This is a genomic window from Streptomyces collinus Tu 365 (assembly GCF_000444875.1).
GTDB classification, from domain to species: Bacteria; Actinomycetota; Actinomycetes; order Streptomycetales; family Streptomycetaceae; genus Streptomyces; species Streptomyces collinus_A.
In genome coordinates this window covers 4119176-4137426 of the sequence record NC_021985.1, presented here as the reverse complement: position 1 = coordinate 4137426, position 18251 = coordinate 4119176, and the positions used below count along the sequence as shown (strand labels likewise).

Sequence of the window (18251 nt, the reverse complement as noted above, 5' to 3'; positions counted from 1 at the left end):
CGGAGGGGGCTCAGGCCTCGCAGCCGCAGCTCGTGCGGACCACCAGCCGGGAGGGGAACGTCTTCAGGCGCTCACGCCGGGAGCCGGCGACCCGCAGCCCGTCGTCCAGGACGAGGTCCACCGCCGCCCGGGCCATGGCCGAGCGGTCCGAGGCGATCGTGGTCAGTGGCGGGTCGGCGAGCGCCGCCTCCTTGATGTCGTCGAACCCGGCCACGGCGAGCTCCCCGGGCACGTCGATGCGCAGCTCGCGCGCGGCCCGCAGGACGCCGATCGCCTGGTCGTCGGTGGAGCAGAAGATCGCGGGCGGCCGGTCGGGGCCGGAGAGCAGGTCCAGGGCCACCCGGTAGGCGTCGTAGCGGTTGTACGGCGCCTCGAACAGCCGGCCCTCGGTGGGGAGGCCCGCCTCGGCCATGGCCCGCTTCCAGCCCTCGACGTGGTCGGAGACCGGGTCGCCGACGGCCGGCGTGTCCGCCGTGCCGCCCATGCAGGCCACGTACTCGTACCCGTGCTCCAGCAGGTGGCGGACGGCGAGCTGGGCGCCGCCCAGGTCGTCCGTGACCACGGCCACGTCGTCGATGGCCTCCGGGCGCTCGTGCAGCAGCACCACCCGGGCGTCCCAGGCGTCGATCTCCGCCGCGGCGAGGTCGTTCAGGGCGTGGCTGACGAGGATGAGGCCGGAGACCCGCATGCCGAGGAAGGCGCGCAGGTAGTGGACCTCGCGTTCGCCGATGTAATCGGTGTTGCCGACGAGCACCATCTTCCCGCGCTCGGAGGCGGCCTGCTCGACCGCGTGCGCCATCTCCCCGAAGAAGGGCTGGCGGGCGTCGGGAATGATCAGCCCTATGAGGTCGGTGCGCCGGGACGCCATCGCCTGGGCGACCCGGTCCGGGCGGTACCCCAGTTCCTTGATCGCGGCGAGGACACGCTCGCGCGTGGCCGGGGCGACCGGCCGGGGTCCGTTGTTGATGACATAACTGACGACGGCGGTGGAGGTCCCAGCCAGCCGTGCCACATCATCCCGAGTCACCTTGGCCACGCGCGGAGTCTACGCGGATGGACCCCCGCTGGGCAGGGCAAACCGAAGCTGACTGTGCGGTAGCAACGCCTTGCCGAGGAGCCCGCTACGCGTCCGCGTGGAGCTCCACTCCGTCCAGCACGGCGGAGGTGTCCGCATCGTCCGCCTTTGCCCGTTCCGCCTTGGCCCTGGAGTCCTCGCCGGACCGGTCGCCCTTCTCGGGCGTAACGAATCGATAACCGACGTTCCGGACGGTCCCGATCAGCGACTCGTGCTCCGGGCCGAGCTTGGCGCGCAGCCGCCGTACGTGCACGTCCACGGTCCGGGTGCCGCCGAAGTAGTCGTAGCCCCACACCTCCTGCAGCAGCTGGGCGCGGGTGAAGACCCGGCCCGGGTGCTGGGCGAGGTACTTGAGCAGCTCGAACTCCTTGAAGGTCAGGTCCAGGACCCGGCCCTTCAGCTTGGCCGAGTAGGTCGCCTCGTCCACCGAGAGGTCGCCGTTGCGGATCTCCATCGGGGAGTCGTCGTTGACGATCTGCTGGCGGCCCATGGCGAGCCGCAGCCGAGCCTCGACCTCGGCCGGGCCCGCGGTGTCCAGCAGCACGTCGTCGATGCCCCAGTCGGCGGTGACGGCGGCCAGGCCGCCCTCGGTGACGACGAGCAGGAGCGGACAGCCGGGGCCGGTGGAGCGCAGCAGCTGGCACAGGCTGCGCACCTGCGGCAGGTCGCGGCGGCCGTCGATCAGGATGACGTCGGCGCCGGGGGTGTCGACGAGGGCGGGGCCCTCCGCCGGGGCGACCCGCACGTTGTGCAGGAGCAGGCCGAGCGCCGGGAGCACCTCGGTCGACGGCTGGAGGGCGTTGGTCAGGAGCAGCAGAGAACTCATACGTCTGGTTCCTCCTCGGTCCCTGCGGTACGTGACTGCTCTGCGATCCCGAAGGCCCCGTACAGTCGCGGTCGCCCGCGCCGTATACAACGCTTTCGAAAGCACAAAAGGACCCGGGGGCTGCGCTGCCCGAGTCCTCTGCCCAGCAGAATAGCCCACATGAGCAACCGTCCGGCAGGTCGACAGACCCGTTTCACCGTTCGTCCGCATGGCGAGACCGGCGGACCGGGCCCTATCAGGACGTTCCTGCGCACAACCGACGGCGTTCGGGTCGAGGCCGTATACGATCCGGGACCGGTCGTATACGAAGCATCACCGGACGCCTCCCCGGCCGCGGCCGGCGGCACGGTCTTCGTGGTCGCCCACGGCTTCACCGGCGACGTGGACCGGCCGCACGTGCGCAGGGTGGTGGACGTGCTCGCCCGCTACGGCGCCGTCGTGACCTTCTCCTTCCGTGGCCACGGCGCCTCGGGCGGCCGGTCCACGGTCGGCGACAGGGAGGTGCTGGACCTGGCCGCCGCGGTGGAGTGGGCGCGCGGCCTCGGGCACACCCGCGTGACGACGGTCGGTTTCTCCATGGGCGGCTCGGTGGTGCTGCGGCACGCGGCCCTGTACCCGGGCACGGTCGACGCGGTGGTCTCGGTCAGCGCCCCCGCGCGCTGGTACTACCGGGGCACCGCCCCCATGCGCCGGCTGCACTGGCTGGTGACCCGGCCCGGGGGACGCCTGGTGAGCCGCTACGGCCTGCGCACCCGCGTCCACCACCGGCAGTGGGACCCGGTGCCGCTCTCCCCGGTGCAGGCGGTCCCGATGATCGCGCCGGTCCCGCTGCTGGTCGTGCACGGCGACCGGGACGGCTACTTCCCGCTCGACCACCCGCGGATGCTCGCCGAGGCCGCCGGTGCGCACGGCGAGCTGTGGGTGGAGGCCGGCATGGGGCACGCCGAGAACGCGGCGGACGAGGCGCTGCTCGACCGGATCGGCGACTGGGCCGTCCGGCCGCCGCGGGGCGGGCGGGAGGCATGACCGGGCCGCGGGCCCGGTGGCTTAGCCTGACAGCGTCCGTCCCCCTTCCGTCCGCCGTCGATTGAGGAACCAGATGCCCAAGGTCACGGTCCGCTACTGGGCCGCTGCCAAGGCCGCGGCCCAGGTCGCCGAGGAGCCGTACGACGCGGCCACCCTCGCCGACGCGCTCGCCGCGGTGCGCGAGCGACACCCCGGTGAACTCACGCGCGTCCTGCGGCGATGCTCCTTCCTCGTCGACGGTGACCCCGTCGGGACCCGCGCGCATGAGACCGTACGGCTGGCCGAGGGCGGCACGGTCGAGGTGCTCCCGCCGTTCGCAGGAGGATGAGGCGATGAGCGACCAGCCGTACCAGGGCGGGCCGTACGAGGGTTACGACGGGCACCAGGCGTACGACCCTTACGGGGACCAGGCTCACCAGCAGCACCAGCAGCACCACAACCAGCAGCACCAGCCGTATCAGGGCGGGCACCAGGCGCAGCCGCACCAGCAGCAGGCGGCGCAGCCGTGGCCCGGTGAGGCCCGGGCGGGGTACGACCAGGCCCCTTACGGCCGGGCCGGGCACGACCCGTACGGGCAGCAGCCGTACGCCGAGCCGTACCCGCAGGCCGGCCACGACCCGCAGCACACCCAGCAGTGGCAGGGCCGCACCTGGGAGACGCAGTCCCAGGCGCAGGTCCGGGCGGCCGAGACGGCGTACCTGCCCCCGCAGGAGCCGTACACGCCGCCCGCGCCGGCCCCCGAACCCCGGCCCCACCAGGCACCGGAGGGCGCCGCCGGGCCGGAAGCCGCCGCCGAGCCGGTCGCCGAGTACGGGCCCGCCACCCTCGCCGGGAACTCCCGGATCACCGACGCCCAGCGGGCCCGCCTGGAGGGCCGCTCCCCGATCATCGACCCCGGTATGCAGCCCGCGCTGCTCACCGCCGGGCTCGGCCTGCTGCTCGCCGTGACGGCCCCCCTCGGCTCGTACGCCCTCGTCGTGCCGCTGGTGCTGCTCCAGGCCGTGACCGCCGCCGGCTGGTTCCGCCTGAACGGCATGTGGCCCGCCCGCCAGGGCATCGCGCTGGCCTTCCTGGGTGCGCTCACCGCCGACGTGGCGGTCCTCGCCGCGGGCCGCGCGCACGCGCCGGTCGCGATCCTCGGCCCGCTCGGCGTCTGGGTCCTGCTGTCGCTCGTCCTCCAGCTGCGCTCGCACGCCTCCCCCGACGAGCGCATGTACGGCCTGATGGCGACCGTCGCCTCCTCGTCCCTCGCGGTCCTCGCGACGGGCTATCTGGCCGCCGCCCCGCACGCGGTGTCGGTCGGCGCGGCCGCGGTCGCCGTGGCGGTCCTGGCCCGCGCCCTGCCGCTGCCCACCCCGGCCTCGCTCGTGGTCGCGCTGCTCGCCGCCGCCGGCGCGGGCATCGCCGTGGGCGGTATGACCGGCTTCGGCGCCAAGGGCGCCGCCCTGGGCGCGGCGGCCGCGGTCTGCGCGCTGGTCGGCCACCGGGTGGCCGCCTACGACTACCCCTCGCGCTTCGTCCACTTCACGGCGGGCGTGGCGCTGCCGCTGGCGGCGGCGGCGCCGGTGGTGTGGGTCCTGGGACGCGCCCTGGGCTAGGCCGGCTCTCCGGGCCGGTCCTTAAGGGCCGGCCCGGGCCGGCCCGGCGCGGCCGCCCTGTCACAAGTGATCCACAAAACCTCCCGGCCGCTCCCCGCAGGGTTACCGTGACGTAGCCGTACACCACTGCCGACCCGGGGGAACTCCTCATGCGTGCCCTGCGAATACTCCTGATCCTCGTCGTGATCCTGGGCGGCCTGTTCGTGATCGCGGACCGGGTGGCCGTGCACTTCGCCGAGAACGAGGCCGCGGACAAGCTGCGGAACACCGAGAATTTGGCGTCCACCCCGGACGTGAACATCAAGGGCTTCCCCTTCCTCACCCAGGTCGCGAGCGGCTCCCTGGACGACGTCCAGGTCGGCATCAAGAACTACGAGGCGGCCACCGGCACCGGCGGCAGGACCATCCGGATCGACGACCTCACGGCCGACATGAAGGGCGTCGACTTCTCCGGCGACTACAGCTCCGCGACCGCCTCCACCGCCACCGGCACCGCGACGATCGCCTACGACGAGCTGCTCAAGACCGCCAAGTCCCAGCCGACCCAGGTCGCGCCGGGCGTCACGGCCCGGGTCGTCGGCCTCTCCGACGGCGGCAACGGCAAGATCAAGGTCGCGGTCGACGCCACCGTGCTCGGCACCAGGCTGCCCAAGCCGGTCTACGTCCTCAGCACGGTCACCGTCGAGAACGACAAGGTCAAGGTGCAGGCCGACGCCCTGCCCAAGCTGGGCGGTGCCCCCATCGCCGAGGGCCGTATCCGCGAGATCACCGACTTCCAGCAGGCCATCGACCAGCTCCCCGGCGGCATCAAGCTGGACAAGGTGCAGGCCGCCCCGGACGGCGTGGAGATCAGCGTGAAGGGTTCGGGCGTCAAGCTCGCGGGGTAGTCGGGCGGGGCAGCCACGGGGCCGGTGCGGAACCGGCCGGCAGACGGGCGGGGCCGCCGGTGAACGGCGGACGTCCGACAGGCGAGACGCCCGCGTCCGCACCGCAGAAGCCCTGACCGACACAGGCGCCCGGTGGCCGTCGAACGACGCCCCGGGCGCTTTCGTATCCCATTATCCGGACGATCGTGTCTCATGATGCGACACGCCGGTGACACGCCCGCCCGTACGTCCCTACGATCGGGACCATGAAGCGACAGGCGGACCTCACGAAGCGGCGGGCAGTGGACCTGTGCCGCGTTGCCGCCATGCTCTGTCGCCCCTTCTGACTCCGAGCGGACGCCCACGCGCCTCCGCGTCTCTCAGCCGCCCTGCGTCAAGGGCACCCGTGTGACCGCTCGTCTTCCGAGCGCGCACCTTCTCTATCTGCACGCCCCGCCGTAACTGCCCCGGAGGAGAAAGAGCATGAGTCGCAGCGACGTCCTCGTCGACGCAGACTGGGTCCAGGACCACCTGGACGACCCGAACGTCGCCATCGTCGAGGTGGACGAGGACACGTCCGCCTACGAGAAGAACCACATCAAGAACGCGATCCGCATCGACTGGACCAAGGATCTCCAGGACCCGGTCCGCCGTGACTTCATCGACCAGGAGGGCTTCGAGAAGCTCCTGTCGAAGAAGGGCATCGCCAACGACACGCTGGTGATCCTCTACGGCGGCAACAACAACTGGTTCGCGTCCTACGCCTACTGGTACTTCAAGCTGTACGGCCACGACAGCGTGAAGCTCCTCGACGGCGGCCGCAAGAAGTGGGAGCTGGACGCCCGCGAGCTGGTCGACGGCACCGAGGTCCCCGAGCGCGCCACGACCGACTACAAGGCCAAGGCGCAGGACACCTCGATCCGCGCCTTCCGCGACGACGTCGTCGCCGCGATCGGCGCGCAGAACCTGGTCGACGTCCGTTCGCCCGACGAGTTCTCCGGCAAGCTGCTCGCCCCGGCGCACCTGCCGCAGGAGCAGTCGCAGCGCCCGGGCCACGTGCCCACCGCCCGCAACATCCCGTGGTCGAAGAACGCCAACGACGACGGCACCTTCAAGTCGGACGACGAGCTCAAGGCGCTCTACGCCGACGAGGACGTGGACCTCGCCAAGGACACGATCGCCTACTGCCGCATCGGTGAGCGCTCCGCCCTGACCTGGTTCGTCCTGCACGAGCTGCTCGGCGTGGAGAACGTCAAGAACTACGACGGCTCCTGGACCGAGTACGGCTCCCTCGTCGGCGTGCCGATCGAGCTCGGCGCCGGCAAGTAACCCATCCGACCGACCTTCCCGGTCAGACCCCTCAGGAGAGACACATGTGCGGAGCTAAGGCCGGCGGCCCGGACGCCTCGACGATCAAGCCCGGTGAGACGACCATCCAGGGCCAGGTGACCCGCGACGGCGAGCCGGTGACGGGCTACGTCCGTCTGCTCGACTCGACGGGCGAGTTCACCGCGGAGGTCCCCACCTCCGCGACGGGACAGTTCCGCTTCTACGCGGCCGAGGGCACCTGGACGCTGCGCGCCCTCGTCCCCGGCGCCACCGCCGACCGCACGGTCGTCGCCCAGCAGGGCGGCCTCGCGGAGGTCGCGATCGCGGTCTGAGCAGGATCAGCGCGTCCGAAGGGCCGCACCCACCGGGTTGGACGCCTCGGGGTGCGGCCCTTCGGCCTGCCCCGCCCCGTCCCGTCCGTGGTGAGGCCCTCCGGCCCCGGCCGACCTACCCTGTACTCATGTACGCCCGGCGGCGGCACCTGTACTTCGCCATGATGGGGATCTGCATCGGCCTCTTCGTCCTGGCGTGGGCCGTCGTGCGCATCTGGTCGGTGCCGGCGGCCGTCGGCATGTGCGTGGTGGCCATGCTCATCCCGCCCGTGGCCGCGATGGTCGCCAACCGGCGCGGTCCGGAGGACCGCTGGTGGGACGACCCCTCGGGCGACCCGGAGTCCGACGAGTGGTGGGACGAGCTGGACGGCAAGAAGCGCCCCCGCTCCTAGGACACGGCCTCAGGATGCGGCCCGGCGGGCGCCGTTCAGCGGGCGCGGCTCAGTAGACGAGCGCCTGCGTCCCGTCCCCCAGGGCCTCCTGCACGAAGACCTGCGCGCCCGCGATCCGTACGCCCTCCAGGACGTCCTTCTCGGTGATCTCGCGCCGGGCGGCGCACTGCGTGCACAGGGTGACGCGGCCGGCCGCGAGGATCGAGTCGAGCAGGTCCGGCAGCGGCGCGGCGTGCGGCAGCTCGAACTCGGCGGCCCGCCCCGGCAGCGCGAACCACGAGGACTCCCCGGTCAGCCACAGCGAGACCTCGACCCCACTGGCCACGGCGACCGCCGCCACCGTGAACGCCTGCGAGCAGCGCTCGGGGGCATCGGCCCCCGCCGTCACCTTGATCACGAGCTTCTTCGCCATGCCCGCATCGTAATCCGCGGCCGGCCGGCGGCGGAGCCCCGAGGGCCTACCTCGGAAGGAGCCCGGAGCCCGGGCCGCGTAAGCTGGGCCCCGGCTCTGTCGTACGCCCACCCTCGCTCAAGGAGCACCCGTGGAGATCTTCTTCGAAACCCTGCTGGTCCTGGTCTGCGTCGGCGTTCTCGCCTTCGCCGGACTGACCGTGAAGAAGCTGTTCCAGGGCCAGCGCTGAGCATCCCCGAAGAACCGACCAGGAACTTTTCCTCATGATCGAGATCCCGTCCGACCTGCACAAGGACCTCGTCCCGCTGGCCTTCCTGCTCGGCAACTGGGCCGGTGCGGGCGTCCACGACTTCCCCGGCTCCGAGAAGTGCAACTTCGGCCAGGAAGTCACCTTCACCCACGACGGCCGGGACTTCCTCGAGTACCGCTCGCACACCTGGGTCCTGGACAACGAGGGCAACAAGGTCCGGCCCCTGGAGTCGGAGTCCGGCTTCTGGCGGATCGACGCCGACCGCAAGGTCGAGGTGACGATGACCCGCGACGACGGCGTCATCGAGATCTGGTACGGCGAGATGGCCGCCAAGAAGCCGCAGATCGACCTGGTCACCGACGCGGTGGCGCGCACGGCGGCCTCCCAGCCGTACACCGGCGGCAAGCGGCTGTACGGCTACGTCAAGAGCGACCTCATGTGGGTCGGCGAGAAGCAGACCCCCGAGGTCGAGCTGCGCCCCTACATGTCGGCCCACCTGAAGAAGGTCGTCACCCCCGAAGATGTCGAGCGCTGGGCGAAGGCCCTGCCCGACGATATGCCGGACGACGGCATCGCGTTCTTCAAGTAGGTCCCGCACCGGGTGGCTCTAGACTTTCCGGTGTGGTGAGCACCGACTGGAAGAGCGACCTCAGGCAGCGCGGCTACCGGCTGACGCCGCAGCGGCAACTCGTGCTCGAAGCCGTGGACACCCTGGAGCACGCGACCCCCGACGCGATCCTAGGCGAGGTGCGCAGGACCGCGTCGGGGGTCAACATCTCCACCGTCTACCGCACGCTGGAGCTGCTGGAGGAGCTGGGCCTGGTCAGCCACGCCCACCTCGGCCACGGGGCGCCCACCTACCACCTCGCCGACCGCCACCACCATCTGCACCTGGTCTGCCGCGACTGCGAGAACGTCATCGAGGCGGACGTGGAGGTGGCCGCCGACTTCACGGCCAAGCTGCGCGAGCGGTTCGGGTTCGACACCGACATGAAGCACTTCGCGATCTTCGGCCGCTGCAAGGACTGCTCCCTGAAGAGTTCAACTACCACGTCGTAGGCTTGCCCGTATGAAGAGCCCCCTGCTGTCCCTGCCCGGCGCCGTTCCCGCCGAGGGCGTGGACGAAGGCGTCGCCGCCCACTACGGCGACCTGTTCCGCGAGCAGCGCGCCCTCGCCGGGGGCGACGGTTTCGTCGACCTCTCGCACCGCGGCGTGGTCACCGTCTCCGGCGAGGACCGGCTGAGCTGGCTGCACCTGCTGCTCACCCAGCACGTCAGCGACCTGCCCGCGGGCCAGGCCACCGAGGCGCTGATCCTGTCCGCGAACGGCCACATCGAGCACGCCCTGTACCTGGTGGACGACGGCGCGACGACCTGGGCGCACGTCGAGCCCGGCACCGAGGAGGCGCTGATCGCCTACCTGGAGTCGATGAAGTTCTTCTACCGGGTCGAGGTCGCCGACCGCACCGCCGACATCGCGGTCGTCCACCTGCCGGCCGGTTCGATCACCGAGGTCCCCGAGGACGCCGTCGTACGCGAGACGGCGTACGGCCGTGACCTCTTCCTGCCCCGGGCCGACCTGGAGTCCTTCGCGGCCGCTGCCGGGCCCGCCGCCGGTCTGCTCGCCCACGAGGCGCTGCGGGTCGAGCAGCACCGCCCCCGCCTCGGCTTCGAGACCGACCACCGCACGATCCCGCACGAGCTGGGCTGGATCGGCAGCGCGGTCCACCTCCAGAAGGGCTGCTACCGCGGCCAGGAGACGGTCGCCCGGGTGCAGAACCTGGGCAAGCCGCCCCGCCGCCTGGTCTTCCTGCACCTGGACGGCAGCGACGTCCACCTGCCGGTCCACGGCACCGAGATCCGCCTCGCGGACGAGGGCCCCGACGGCCGCAAGATCGGGTTCGTCACCACGTCGGCGCGCCACCACGAGCTGGGCCCGGTGGCCCTCGCCCTGGTCAAGCGGAACGTGCCGACCGACGCCCCGCTGGTGGCCGGTGACACGGCCGCCGCCCAGGAGACGGTCGTCGAGCCCTAGGGCCGGCGGACCCGGGCGGACCCGGGGCTACATCTCCAGCAGGACGGTGAACGGGCCGTCGTTCGTCAGGGACATCCGCATCGCGGCCCCGAAGCGGCCCGTCGCCACCGTCGCGCCCAGGGCGCGCAGCTGCGCGACCACCTCGTCGACCAGAGGCTCGGCGACCTCGCCGGGCGCGGCCGCGTTCCAGGTGGGGCGGCGGCCCTTGCGGGCGTCGCCGTAGAGGGTGAACTGGCTGACGACGAGCAGCGGCGCGTCGACGTCGCTGCACGACCTCTCGTCCCGCAGCATCCGGATCGACCAGAGTTTGCGGGCCAGTTGGGCCGCCTTCTCCTTGGTGTCCTCGTGGGTCACCCCCACCAGGACGCACAGGCCCTCGCCCTCGATCGCGCCCACCGTCTCGCCGTCCACGACGACACTGGCGCCGTCCACCCTCTGCACCACCGCACGCATGCGGACCATCATGCCGGGTGGCCCGGCGGGGGTCGGCGGCGGCCCATTATGGAGCCTTAAACCCGCATGTGGGCCGTTCGGGGGCACTCGGTCACATAGTGGCCACTTGGGGTGGCACGATGCTGTCACACGCTGGTCGAGGGGACGGTCACACGCACATGAGCACACGGGGTACCAGCGATCGGCTGGACACGCACCGCCCGCCCGCCCAGCGCGACGACGAACCGTCCGGCCCCTCGCTGCCCGCGGACCCACCGGAGCCCGACCTGTCCGCGCTGAGCCTGCCGGAACTGCGCACCCTGCGCCGCGACGCGCAGCGTGACGAGGCGGATCTCAGCTATGTGCGGCGGCTGCTCCAGGGGAGGATCGACATCCTGCGCGCGGAGCTCGCGCGGCGCGGCCGGGCCGCGGTGCCCGCGCCCGCGGACGCCTCCCTGGTGGAACGGCTCCCGGAGATCCTCACCGACGCCCCGGCCCGCCAGCGTTCCTCGGCCCGCCACGTCACGCTCGGTCCCCCGCACAACGAGGAGTACCGGCGGCTGGCCGCGGACATGCTCGGCGAGGTCGAGCTGTCGGACCTCGAGGCCCGGACCGACCTGGAACTGACCACCGCGATGGGCCGGCTGGTCCGCTACGAGCAGGAGGTCTCCCGGCGCCGCCAGCGTCTGCAGCGCATCACCGACGACTGCAGCGCGGAGATCGCCCGCCGCTACCGGGTCGGCGAGGCGCAGGTCGACGACCTGCTGACCTGACGGGCCGCCGACCCGACAGCCCGCCGGCCCGACGAGGTGCCGTCCGCGGGGAATTCGGGCGACACGACCGGGGCCGCCGCCTACCTTGATGCCATGAGCACCGAAGTCCGCACCGTCACCGAGGCCGAGTTCGAGGACTGGCAGCGCGCGCTGAACACCGGCTTCCTGCGGGAACCGGTGCTGACGCCCGAGCAGTTGGAGACCCGCCGCCGCCAGTTCGTGCCCGGCCGGCTGCTGGGCGCCTTCGACGGGGACCGCTGTGTGGCGACCTTCCGGTCGTTCGCCCAGGAGCTCACCGCGGTGGGCGGGGCCGCCGTGCCCGCGGACGCCATCACCAACGTCAGCGTCACCTCCACGCACCGCCGCCGCGGTCTGCTGACCCGCATGATGAACCTCGACCTCGCGGCGGCGCGGGAGCGCGGCGACGTCGTCGCCACCCTGATCGCCGCCGAGTACCCGATCTACGGCCGCTACGGCTTCGGTCCGGCGACCTGGACGACCGAGTGGAGCGTGGACGTCACCCGGGCCGGGCTTGACCCGCGCTGGGCGGGCCCCGAGGACGGCGGGCGGATCGACCTGGTCGACGCCGAGGACGTCCGCAAGCTCGGCCCCGAGCTGCACCGGCGGCTGTGCCGTCTCCAGCCCGGTGCGGTGAGCCGCGACGAGCTGTGGTGGCAGGTGAACACCGGGCAGGTGCCCTTCGGCCGGAGCTGGACCGAGCCGTTCTATGCGGTCCACCGCTCGGCCTCCGGCGAGGTGGAGGGCCTCGCGGCGTACGTCTCCGACGACACCTGGGTGGACAAGCAGCCCCGGCAGACGGCCGACGTCAGGGCACTGATCGCGACGACGCCGGCGGCCGAGGCCGCGCTCTGGCGCCACCTGTGCTCGATCGACTGGGTCACGGAGCTCAGGACCGGCCGGCGCGGCCCGGACGACCTGCTGCCCTTCCACCTGCCCAACCCGCGCGCGGTCCGGGTGACCACGCAGGCGGACTGGCTGTGGGTGCGGATCCTGGACGTCGTCCGGGCCCTGGAGACGCGCACGTACGAGGGCACGGGCTCGCTGGTGCTGGAGGTCGTCGACCCGGGCGGGCTCGCCGGGGGCCGGTTCCGGCTGGACGCCTCGCCCGAGGGCGTGTCCTGTGTGCCGGCCGGCGGCGCGGCCGCGGACCTCACCCTGCCGGTGGAGGAGCTGAGCCGGATCTGGCTCGGGGACGAGTCGCCGGTGCGGCTCCTGGCGCTGGGGCGGGTCCGGGAAGAGAGCGAGGGCGCCGCCCGTAAGGCCGACGCCCTGTTCCGTACGCCCGTGCGGCCCTGGTGCCCGGACGTCTTCTAGGCTCCTTCCTCCCGAACGCGCCTGACCGTTCATCCGTAGCTGTTCGTGCTGTTCGTGCTGTTCGTGCTGTTGTGCTTCATGTACTGCTTGTACTGCTTGTACCGCCTGTACTGCCCGCGGTTGTCCCGCGTATTCAGTTGTGGCTGTGCGCCTACCGTGTTCAGTTGTGGCTGTGCCTGCTCTTCAGTTGTGACTGTGCGTTCCGGTGGCCGTCCCCTCACCGGGCTCCCGGCTCCCCTCCGGAAGGGAGCCCGGTCGGCCAACCACTGGGAAGCTCGACCATGTTGTTCAAGTTGGCTACCAACTTCACTGTACTTATCTCCGCTTGGACGCGTCTCATAACCACCTTGCCGTGAACTGCCGCAAGATGGCGGGAAGTTGTAGTGTTTCTTCGTGGACCCGGAACTCGCCTCCGCCAGTGGGCGGAAGAGGCCACAGCGGTCACGGACGTCACATCGCGAGGTGGCCGACGAACTGCGCGCCCGGATCAGGTCCGGTGTGCTGCGGCCGGGGCAGCGCATGCCCACCCAGGCGAAGCTGGCCGACGAGTTCGGCGTCGAGCGCGGGGCGGTGCGGGAGGCCCTGCGGATCCTGCAGTCCGAGCACCTGCTCACCAACGTGTCCAAGGGCAGCCCCGCCACGGTGGCCGCCCCTCCGGGGCAGGCCCGTCCCGCCGCCGGCTCGGGGCTGGCGCCGCAGCCCACCATGGTGGGGCTCACCCCACGGGTCGCCGAGGCGTTCGCCGCCCCGCACGTGGAGATAGACGCCCTGTGCCTGACCGCGGTCTCGCTCACGCTGGCGATCGGCGAGCCGCTGCGGCAGATCCACGCCGGACGGCTGAAACCGGCCAAGATCGACGTCCGGCTGCTGCTGCCCAGCCGGGACATCGACCTCGCCTTCCCGGCGCCGGTGGACGCCTCCGACGGCACCCTGCTGCATCAGCGCTGGCTGGCCCAGCGCAACGCCCAGGGCCAGGTGCTGCGCAACAACCTGCTGGCGCTGCGCACCACGCACGGCATCGAGGTGCGCGTCTCGTTCCGCGCGCTGCCGTTCACCCCGCCGGTCAAGCTGTACCTGCTCAACGGCTCCGAGGCGCTGTTCGCGTACTACACGCTCACCCGCCGTGAACGGCAGATCGACCACGAGCACCTGCAGCTGTACGACGCCGAGGGCACGCGGTCGATGCTGTTCGCCTTCGGGCAGGGCGCGGACCTGCGCGACACGACGTTCGTGGAGCAGTCCCACCTGTGGTTCGACGCGCTGTGGGAGACGATCAGTTCGGAGCTGGTGCTGACCTCGTAGGCCGGTCAGAGGGCCGGCCCCGCGAGGAGCACCGCGAGCAGGACGGCCCCTGCGGAGCTGACCGCCGGGCTCTTGGCCTTGATGCCCACGGACAGCAGGAGCAGGCCGATGACGCCGGCGGCGCCGTACCTCCATTCGACGAGCTGTTCGAAGCCGACGACGAAGAGGGCGCACACGAGTGCGAGGACGGGCATGGTGGTTCCCCCTTTCAGTGTGCCAACTCGACCAAGTTGGCAACCAACTCTGTTTAAGTTGTCCCCACTTGGCACATACTCACAAACAACTTTGCAACAACTCCCATAAGATGGATCAGGGTTGTAGCGTTTGGTCGTGGCCCAGGAGAACGTGGCAGTGAACGGCAGCAGAAGGCTCACGCCCCAGGAGATCGCCGACACCCTGCGCGCGCGCATCCGCGCTGGGGAGCTGAAGGCGGGCGAGCGCCTGCCCACCCAGGCCGAGCTCGCGGAGGAGTTCGGGGTGGAGCGCGGCGCCGTGCGCCAGGCCCTGCGGGCACTCGCCGACGACGGCCTGCTCAGCGACGTCAGCAAGGGCAGCCCGCCCCGGGTCGCCGGGCCCGCCCCCGCCCGCGCCGAGCCCCAGCCCACGATGGTGGGCCTCGCGCCCCGGCTGACCGAGGCGTTCTCCGCGCCGCACGTGCGCATCGACGCGGCCTGCCTGACCGCCCAGTCCCTCATCCCCGCCCTCGGCGAGCCGCTGCGCCTGATCCACGAGGGCCGGATCCGCCCCGACCGCATCGACGTGCGCATCCTGCTGCCCTCCCGGGACATCAACCTCGCCTTCCCGGTCTCCGTCGACGCCCACGGCGACGACGACGCCGTGCACCAGCGCTGGCTGGCGATGCGCAACGCCCAGGGCCAGGTGCTCCAGTACAACCTCCAGGCCCTGCGCTCCACCCACGACATCGACGTGCACGTCACCTTCCGGGCCCTGCCCTTCACCCCGCCGGCGAAGCTGTACCTGCTCAACGGCGCGGAGGCGCTCTACGCGTACTACATGATCGCCCGCCGCGAGGAGCCGACGGACAGCGGAACGCTGGACATGTACGACACCCTCGGGTCCGAGTCCCTGCTGTTCTCCTTCGAGAAGCGGGCCGGCCGGCGCGATGCCGCGTTCGTGGAGCAGTCCCAGAAGTGGTTCGACGCCCTCTGGGAAACCATCACCACGGACCTGACACTCTCCTAGTGACTTCTGAGACGACGACGCAGACCGAAGAGACCACGAACGAGTCCGAGAAGCTTCGGGAATTGATCAGAAGTGCCCGGGTGGTCCTCTGGGACTTCGACGGCCCGATCTGCCGCCTCTTCGCCCGCCACAAGGCCGAACTGGTGGCGGCCGAGCTGGTGGAGTGGCTGGCCGGACGGGGGCTGCACGGCCTGCTCAGCGACCGCGAGCGCGCCTCGCTCGACCCGCACGTGGTGCTGCGCGCCGTGGACCGCCGGCACCCCGGCAGCGACCTCGTCACCGAACTGGAGGAACGCCTCACCCAGGAGGAGCTGCGGGCCGCGACCTCCGCGCTGCCCACCGCCTACGCCGACCCGCTGATCCGCACCTGGACCGCCGTCGGCTCCCGGCTGGCCATCACCACCAACAACTCGCCCCGCGTGGTCCGCTCCTACCTCGACGGCCGCGGCCTCACCGCCTGCTTCGCCCCCCACATCTACGGCCGCACCGCCGACCTGCACCTCCTCAAGCCCGACCCGCACTGCCTCAACCGCGCCCTGAACGCGATGGGCGCGGCCCCCGGGTCCGCCCTGATGATCGGCGACTCCCTCTCCGACCTCGACGCCGCGGACCACGCCGGCGTCCCGTTCCTCGGCTACGCGCGCACCGAAGAGAAGGGAAAGCTTCTGCGGGAGGCCGGAGCAGAGCACGTGGTCGCGTCGCTGGAGCCGCTGCTGCGGGGGTTGCGGGGGCGGTGACCGTTTGCCGACGGAGGGAGGGAGGTACGTACCGCGCGTGACGGTGAGGCGCAAGGACGAGGCCCGTGGCCGGGAGTCGCGCCGGGTCGCGGCGGAGCTGCGGGTCCGGATGGCCGACGGCGGCTGTCCGCCCGACACCCTGCTGCCGTCCCAGCACAAGCTGGCGACGGAGTTCGGTGTCTCCCGGGACACCGTCCAGCGGGTGCTGCGCGAGCTGCGCGGCGAGGGCTGGATCGAGACCCGGCAGGGTCACGGCTCATCATGCTCCCGTCGGCCGTCGACGCGCTGCCGTACCCGAAGAAGGCAGACGCGGGGAACCCCGACCCGGACGTCGAGGCCCGGCTGCGGGCGCGGTTGCGGGGCATCGCCGAGCATCACAGCTAGGAGGCCGCTCTGCGGTCAGGTGAAGCCCACACCGGGTCCACGATGACGGGATGCTCGGGCTTGATATTGCCCAGTTTGTCCCAGAGATTTCGATGACATTCCATGTGGTGCTCGGCGATGTCCCTCGTCGAGCGTGACTTCGAACGCAGATCCCAGCCGATGTAGCGAGCCCGGCCGTAGAGCGGCCCGAAGCCCTCGGTGTCGAGGATTTCGTAGCTGCCCCCGTGCCCGGTGACCGTTCTCGGCTCGATGCCGTAGGGCGTGGAGAAGACGCACTCCTGGTTGAGGATGTACAGCTTCCGCTCGGGCAGCTGTGGCGATTCCCGTATCTCGCAGGATATGGCGATCCGGGGGTTCCTCTGGTGGACGCGGTTCAGCAGTTCCTTCAAGGCGCGCCAGTTGTGTTCCGTGAAGTCGACTCGCATCCGCCTCCGGTTCTCCGGGGAGTCTCTGAAATGGAACGTCCCGCCCTGGGCCCCTCCCTGAGGGCCTGCGGGAACGAGGCCTCCGGGCAGGCCCATCGGCAGGTTGAGATGGGCGATGATGACGCACAGCTTCAGTTCGACCGTCCGTACTTCGTGGTCGGCCATTCTCTCCAGTGGTTCACGGAGGGCGTCCAACAGCGTCTGCATGGTGAAGCCGGAGAAGTCGACGCGTACGAGCCGCGCGTTGAACGCCTTCCGGAACTCGGCGTGCAGCTCGCTGCGGTCGGCGAACACATGGACGCCCGAGATCTCTCTGGGCTCGGACTCGCTGATGGCGTCGAACAGGATGAGCGCCATCAGCGCGGCGAAGGAACCGCCGAGAAGCTGCTGTCCCTTGAGCATGTCCCCCAAGGGGTCGATGAGCTCGGCGGCGACTCCGAGCAGGGCGACCAGTGCGAGCAGTCCCCTGACGATGCGTGGCTTCCACTCGCCCAGCGTGTCCCGGACACGGTCGAGTCTGTTCGGGCCGTCGTTGCCGGGATCGCGAGATGTCACACATACCCCCCGGTGTGCTGAACCTCGTGGGAAGTCAGTTGCTCCGAACCAGGAACTCCGCGGCCTCGATGAGAGGCTCATGGGATTTTACGACCCAGTTGGCCCGTTTGACCCGCAGCAATTCCGCGCGCTCTTCCGACTGGGTGTAGCCGAGAAAGCGGATCCCTGCTGCGTGCGCCGCCTGGAGGTCGGTGAGCTGATCACCGATGAGGAAGGCCCGCTCGGGCGCCGGGCCCCCCAGGCGCTCGAGGGCCCGTTTCACCGAAGCGGGATGCGGCTTCATCAGGTCCAGTCGTTGTGGGTCCCGGCCCACCACGAAGTCGAAGTGCAGTCTCCACTTGTCGAGGAACTCGCGAACCGGTCCGTCGGCGTTGTTGCTGACGATCACGAGACGCCGGCCGCAGTGGGACAGTGCTTCGACGAGGCGCTCGACATGCGGTGCGGGCACGGCCGTCCGCACCGCGACGTGCTCGGCCTCGGTGACGATGGCCTCGGCCTCTTTGAGCGCGCGAGGATCCCAGGGCGTGGCGGCGGGGCGGCCGTACATGTCACTGAGGCGCCTGAGGATGCCGTGGGAGTCGTCGCAGGCCTCGACGTCGGGGTCCAGGTGCCCCCAGATGCCGAGCACTTTCCTCTTGATCTCCGCAGCGACGGGCGCGGTCGACTTGCGGCCGAACAGGTCGGTGACCGGCCCGTCGAAGTCGAAGAGCACGGCATGCGCGTCATGGAGCAGCACTTCCGGAGCCGTTCGTTCGGTGCAGGCCATGGGTCTCCTCCCGCCGGTCGCCCGGCCAGTCTGGACCACGCCGGGCGGTGCTGCCAGCACCGCAGCTCATGGCGGAACGCGGACACCGGTGAGGACATGGCGCCCCGAGCGGCACAAGTGTGCGCTCGATCGCCGATCAGTGGGACGCGGCTCGACGAGTCGAACGCATCTGGCACGATGCAGGAGGCAACAGGAGTA

General features: G+C 71.1%; 24 protein-coding genes and 1 pseudogene. 18 read left to right on the top strand and 7 right to left on the bottom strand.

The annotated features are described in order from the left end of the window. Nucleotides 1-10: 10 nt before the first annotated feature. A complete protein-coding gene (locus B446_RS18010) occupies nucleotides 11-1036 on the bottom strand; it encodes a LacI family DNA-binding transcriptional regulator (protein ID WP_020940884.1) in 1026 nt (341 codons plus the stop codon). A gap of 85 nt (nucleotides 1037-1121) precedes the next feature. After that, on the bottom strand, nucleotides 1122-1901 hold the full coding sequence (locus tag B446_RS18005) for a winged helix-turn-helix transcriptional regulator (RefSeq protein WP_020940883.1): 780 nt from the start codon (nucleotides 1899-1901) through the stop codon (nucleotides 1122-1124). Nucleotides 1902-2060: 159 nt separating this feature from the next. Here B446_RS18005 and B446_RS18000 point away from each other — a divergent pair, with 159 nt between their 5' ends. From B446_RS18000 to B446_RS17970, 8 genes are all read left to right on the top strand, one after another. Further along, nucleotides 2061-2927 (top strand): alpha/beta hydrolase, encoded by an 867-nt coding sequence (locus B446_RS18000; RefSeq protein ID WP_043475917.1) that lies wholly within the window; start codon nucleotides 2061-2063, stop codon nucleotides 2925-2927. A 73-nt stretch (nucleotides 2928-3000) separates the two neighbouring features. Continuing rightward, nucleotides 3001-3255, top strand: coding sequence for a MoaD/ThiS family protein (locus B446_RS17995; RefSeq protein WP_020940881.1), 255 nt, complete (start codon nucleotides 3001-3003; stop codon nucleotides 3253-3255). A gap of 4 nt (nucleotides 3256-3259) precedes the next feature. Then, a complete protein-coding gene (locus B446_RS17990; protein ID WP_020940880.1) occupies nucleotides 3260-4525 on the top strand; it encodes a hypothetical protein in 1266 nt (421 codons plus the stop codon). 149 nt (nucleotides 4526-4674) lie between these two features. After that, a complete protein-coding gene (locus B446_RS17985; protein ID WP_020940879.1) occupies nucleotides 4675-5412 on the top strand; it encodes a DUF2993 domain-containing protein in 738 nt (245 codons plus the stop codon). Between the two features lie 245 nt (nucleotides 5413-5657). Then, on the top strand, nucleotides 5658-5738 hold the full coding sequence (locus tag B446_RS41155; protein WP_350751515.1) for an Ms5788A family Cys-rich leader peptide: 81 nt from the start codon (nucleotides 5658-5660) through the stop codon (nucleotides 5736-5738). A gap of 136 nt (nucleotides 5739-5874) precedes the next feature. Further along, on the top strand, nucleotides 5875-6720 hold the full coding sequence (locus tag B446_RS17980; RefSeq protein WP_020940878.1) for a sulfurtransferase: 846 nt from the start codon (nucleotides 5875-5877) through the stop codon (nucleotides 6718-6720). Between the two features lie 44 nt (nucleotides 6721-6764). Beyond that, entirely contained in the window at nucleotides 6765-7052 is a 288-nt protein-coding gene (locus B446_RS17975) for a DUF1416 domain-containing protein (RefSeq protein WP_020940877.1), read from the top strand. A gap of 128 nt (nucleotides 7053-7180) precedes the next feature. Next, entirely contained in the window at nucleotides 7181-7444 is a 264-nt protein-coding gene (locus B446_RS17970) for a DUF3099 domain-containing protein (RefSeq protein WP_020940876.1), read from the top strand. Between the two features lie 49 nt (nucleotides 7445-7493). On the opposite strand, the gene B446_RS17965 is transcribed toward B446_RS17970, so the two are convergent. After that, nucleotides 7494-7856, bottom strand: a complete 363-nt coding sequence (locus B446_RS17965) for a DsrE family protein (RefSeq protein ID WP_020940875.1) — start codon at nucleotides 7854-7856, stop codon at nucleotides 7494-7496. Between the two features lie 263 nt (nucleotides 7857-8119). Between B446_RS17965 and B446_RS17955 the strand changes: the two genes are divergently transcribed. From B446_RS17955 to B446_RS17945, 3 genes are read left to right on the top strand one after another with little or no spacing between them, the layout of a single operon-like run. Then, nucleotides 8120-8695 carry an FABP family protein gene (locus B446_RS17955; protein WP_020940873.1) on the top strand — a complete coding sequence of 192 codons (576 nt, stop codon included), beginning with the start codon at nucleotides 8120-8122 and terminating at the stop codon, nucleotides 8693-8695. A gap of 32 nt (nucleotides 8696-8727) precedes the next feature. Next, a complete protein-coding gene (locus B446_RS17950; protein ID WP_020940872.1) occupies nucleotides 8728-9165 on the top strand; it encodes a Fur family transcriptional regulator in 438 nt (145 codons plus the stop codon). Nucleotides 9166-9175: 10 nt separating this feature from the next. Next, nucleotides 9176-10141 (top strand): YgfZ/GcvT domain-containing protein, encoded by a 966-nt coding sequence (locus B446_RS17945; protein WP_020940871.1) that lies wholly within the window; start codon nucleotides 9176-9178, stop codon nucleotides 10139-10141. Between the two features lie 27 nt (nucleotides 10142-10168). Here B446_RS17945 and dtd read toward each other — a convergent pair whose 3' ends face one another. Next, nucleotides 10169-10594, bottom strand: a complete 426-nt coding sequence (gene dtd, locus B446_RS17940) for a D-aminoacyl-tRNA deacylase (RefSeq protein ID WP_020940870.1) — start codon at nucleotides 10592-10594, stop codon at nucleotides 10169-10171. Between the two features lie 158 nt (nucleotides 10595-10752). On the opposite strand from dtd, the gene B446_RS17935 reads away from it, so the two are divergent. The 3 genes from B446_RS17935 to B446_RS17925 all read left to right on the top strand — a co-directional run bounded on the left by B446_RS17935 (nucleotide 10753) and on the right by B446_RS17925 (nucleotide 13983). Continuing rightward, the gene (locus B446_RS17935) at nucleotides 10753-11346 is read left to right on the top strand and encodes a hypothetical protein (protein WP_020940869.1); all 594 of its coding nucleotides are present in this window, start codon (nucleotides 10753-10755) and stop codon (nucleotides 11344-11346) included. A 93-nt stretch (nucleotides 11347-11439) separates the two neighbouring features. Beyond that, complete coding sequence (locus B446_RS17930; protein ID WP_020940868.1) at nucleotides 11440-12681, top strand: GNAT family N-acetyltransferase; 1242 nt, start codon at nucleotides 11440-11442, stop codon at nucleotides 12679-12681. Nucleotides 12682-13143: 462 nt separating this feature from the next. Next, the gene (locus B446_RS17925) at nucleotides 13144-13983 is read left to right on the top strand and encodes a winged helix-turn-helix domain-containing protein (RefSeq protein WP_020940867.1); all 840 of its coding nucleotides are present in this window, start codon (nucleotides 13144-13146) and stop codon (nucleotides 13981-13983) included. Nucleotides 13984-13988: 5 nt separating this feature from the next. Here B446_RS17925 and B446_RS17920 read toward each other — a convergent pair whose 3' ends face one another. Continuing rightward, nucleotides 13989-14177 carry a hypothetical protein gene (locus B446_RS17920; protein ID WP_020940866.1) on the bottom strand — a complete coding sequence of 63 codons (189 nt, stop codon included), beginning with the start codon at nucleotides 14175-14177 and terminating at the stop codon, nucleotides 13989-13991. Between the two features lie 157 nt (nucleotides 14178-14334). Between B446_RS17920 and B446_RS17915 the strand changes: the two genes are divergently transcribed. The 4 genes and pseudogenes from B446_RS17915 (at nucleotide 14335) to B446_RS40765 (ending at nucleotide 16307) form a co-directional block, all read left to right on the top strand. Further along, nucleotides 14335-15186, top strand: a complete 852-nt coding sequence (locus B446_RS17915; RefSeq protein ID WP_043475910.1) for a GntR family transcriptional regulator — start codon at nucleotides 14335-14337, stop codon at nucleotides 15184-15186. After that, the gene (locus B446_RS17910) at nucleotides 15186-15923 is read left to right on the top strand and encodes an HAD family hydrolase (protein ID WP_234967510.1); all 738 of its coding nucleotides are present in this window, start codon (nucleotides 15186-15188) and stop codon (nucleotides 15921-15923) included. The genes B446_RS17915 and B446_RS17910 overlap by 1 nt, the downstream gene beginning before the upstream one ends. A 37-nt stretch (nucleotides 15924-15960) precedes the next feature. Further along, nucleotides 15961-16167: pseudogene (locus B446_RS41150) on the top strand (GntR family transcriptional regulator); the annotation flags it as partial. A 17-nt stretch (nucleotides 16168-16184) separates the two neighbouring features. After that, nucleotides 16185-16307, top strand: coding sequence for a hypothetical protein (locus B446_RS40765; RefSeq protein WP_268825453.1), 123 nt, complete (start codon nucleotides 16185-16187; stop codon nucleotides 16305-16307). Here B446_RS40765 and B446_RS17905 read toward each other — a convergent pair. Both B446_RS17905 and B446_RS17900 read right to left on the bottom strand, forming a co-directional pair. Continuing rightward, entirely contained in the window at nucleotides 16304-17287 is a 984-nt protein-coding gene (locus B446_RS17905; RefSeq protein ID WP_020940862.1) for a hypothetical protein, read from the bottom strand. The two genes, B446_RS40765 and B446_RS17905, sit on opposite strands and share 4 nt — an antisense overlap. Before the next feature lie 34 nt (nucleotides 17288-17321). Then, entirely contained in the window at nucleotides 17322-18053 is a 732-nt protein-coding gene (locus tag B446_RS17900; RefSeq protein WP_020940861.1) for an HAD family hydrolase, read from the bottom strand. Nucleotides 18054-18251 lie beyond the last annotated feature (198 nt).

Bases quoted from the DNA above. Each gene is read 5' to 3' on its own strand.
- B446_RS18005 (WP_020940883.1), bottom strand. From the start codon at position 1,901: ATGAGTTCTCTGCTGCTCCTGACCAACGCCCTCCAGCCGTCGACCGAG.
- B446_RS18000 (WP_043475917.1), top strand. From the start codon at position 2,061: ATGAGCAACCGTCCGGCAGGTCGACAGACCCGTTTCACCGTTCGTCCG.
- B446_RS17995 (WP_020940881.1), top strand. From the start codon at position 3,001: ATGCCCAAGGTCACGGTCCGCTACTGGGCCGCTGCCAAGGCCGCGGCC.
- B446_RS17990 (WP_020940880.1), top strand. From the start codon at position 3,260: ATGAGCGACCAGCCGTACCAGGGCGGGCCGTACGAGGGTTACGACGGG.
- B446_RS17985 (WP_020940879.1), top strand. From the start codon at position 4,675: ATGCGTGCCCTGCGAATACTCCTGATCCTCGTCGTGATCCTGGGCGGC.
- B446_RS41155 (WP_350751515.1), top strand. From the start codon at position 5,658: ATGAAGCGACAGGCGGACCTCACGAAGCGGCGGGCAGTGGACCTGTGC.
- B446_RS17980 (WP_020940878.1), top strand. From the start codon at position 5,875: ATGAGTCGCAGCGACGTCCTCGTCGACGCAGACTGGGTCCAGGACCAC.
- B446_RS17975 (WP_020940877.1), top strand. From the start codon at position 6,765: ATGTGCGGAGCTAAGGCCGGCGGCCCGGACGCCTCGACGATCAAGCCC.
- B446_RS17970 (WP_020940876.1), top strand. From the start codon at position 7,181: ATGTACGCCCGGCGGCGGCACCTGTACTTCGCCATGATGGGGATCTGC.
- B446_RS17965 (WP_020940875.1), bottom strand. From the start codon at position 7,856: ATGGCGAAGAAGCTCGTGATCAAGGTGACGGCGGGGGCCGATGCCCCC.
- B446_RS17955 (WP_020940873.1), top strand. From the start codon at position 8,120: ATGATCGAGATCCCGTCCGACCTGCACAAGGACCTCGTCCCGCTGGCC.
- B446_RS17945 (WP_020940871.1), top strand. From the start codon at position 9,176: ATGAAGAGCCCCCTGCTGTCCCTGCCCGGCGCCGTTCCCGCCGAGGGC.
- dtd (WP_020940870.1), bottom strand. From the start codon at position 10,594: ATGCGTGCGGTGGTGCAGAGGGTGGACGGCGCCAGTGTCGTCGTGGAC.
- B446_RS17935 (WP_020940869.1), top strand. From the start codon at position 10,753: ATGAGCACACGGGGTACCAGCGATCGGCTGGACACGCACCGCCCGCCC.
- B446_RS17930 (WP_020940868.1), top strand. From the start codon at position 11,440: ATGAGCACCGAAGTCCGCACCGTCACCGAGGCCGAGTTCGAGGACTGG.
- B446_RS17920 (WP_020940866.1), bottom strand. From the start codon at position 14,177: ATGCCCGTCCTCGCACTCGTGTGCGCCCTCTTCGTCGTCGGCTTCGAA.
- B446_RS40765 (WP_268825453.1), top strand. From the start codon at position 16,185: ATGCTCCCGTCGGCCGTCGACGCGCTGCCGTACCCGAAGAAGGCAGAC.
- B446_RS17900 (WP_020940861.1), bottom strand. From the start codon at position 18,053: ATGGCCTGCACCGAACGAACGGCTCCGGAAGTGCTGCTCCATGACGCG.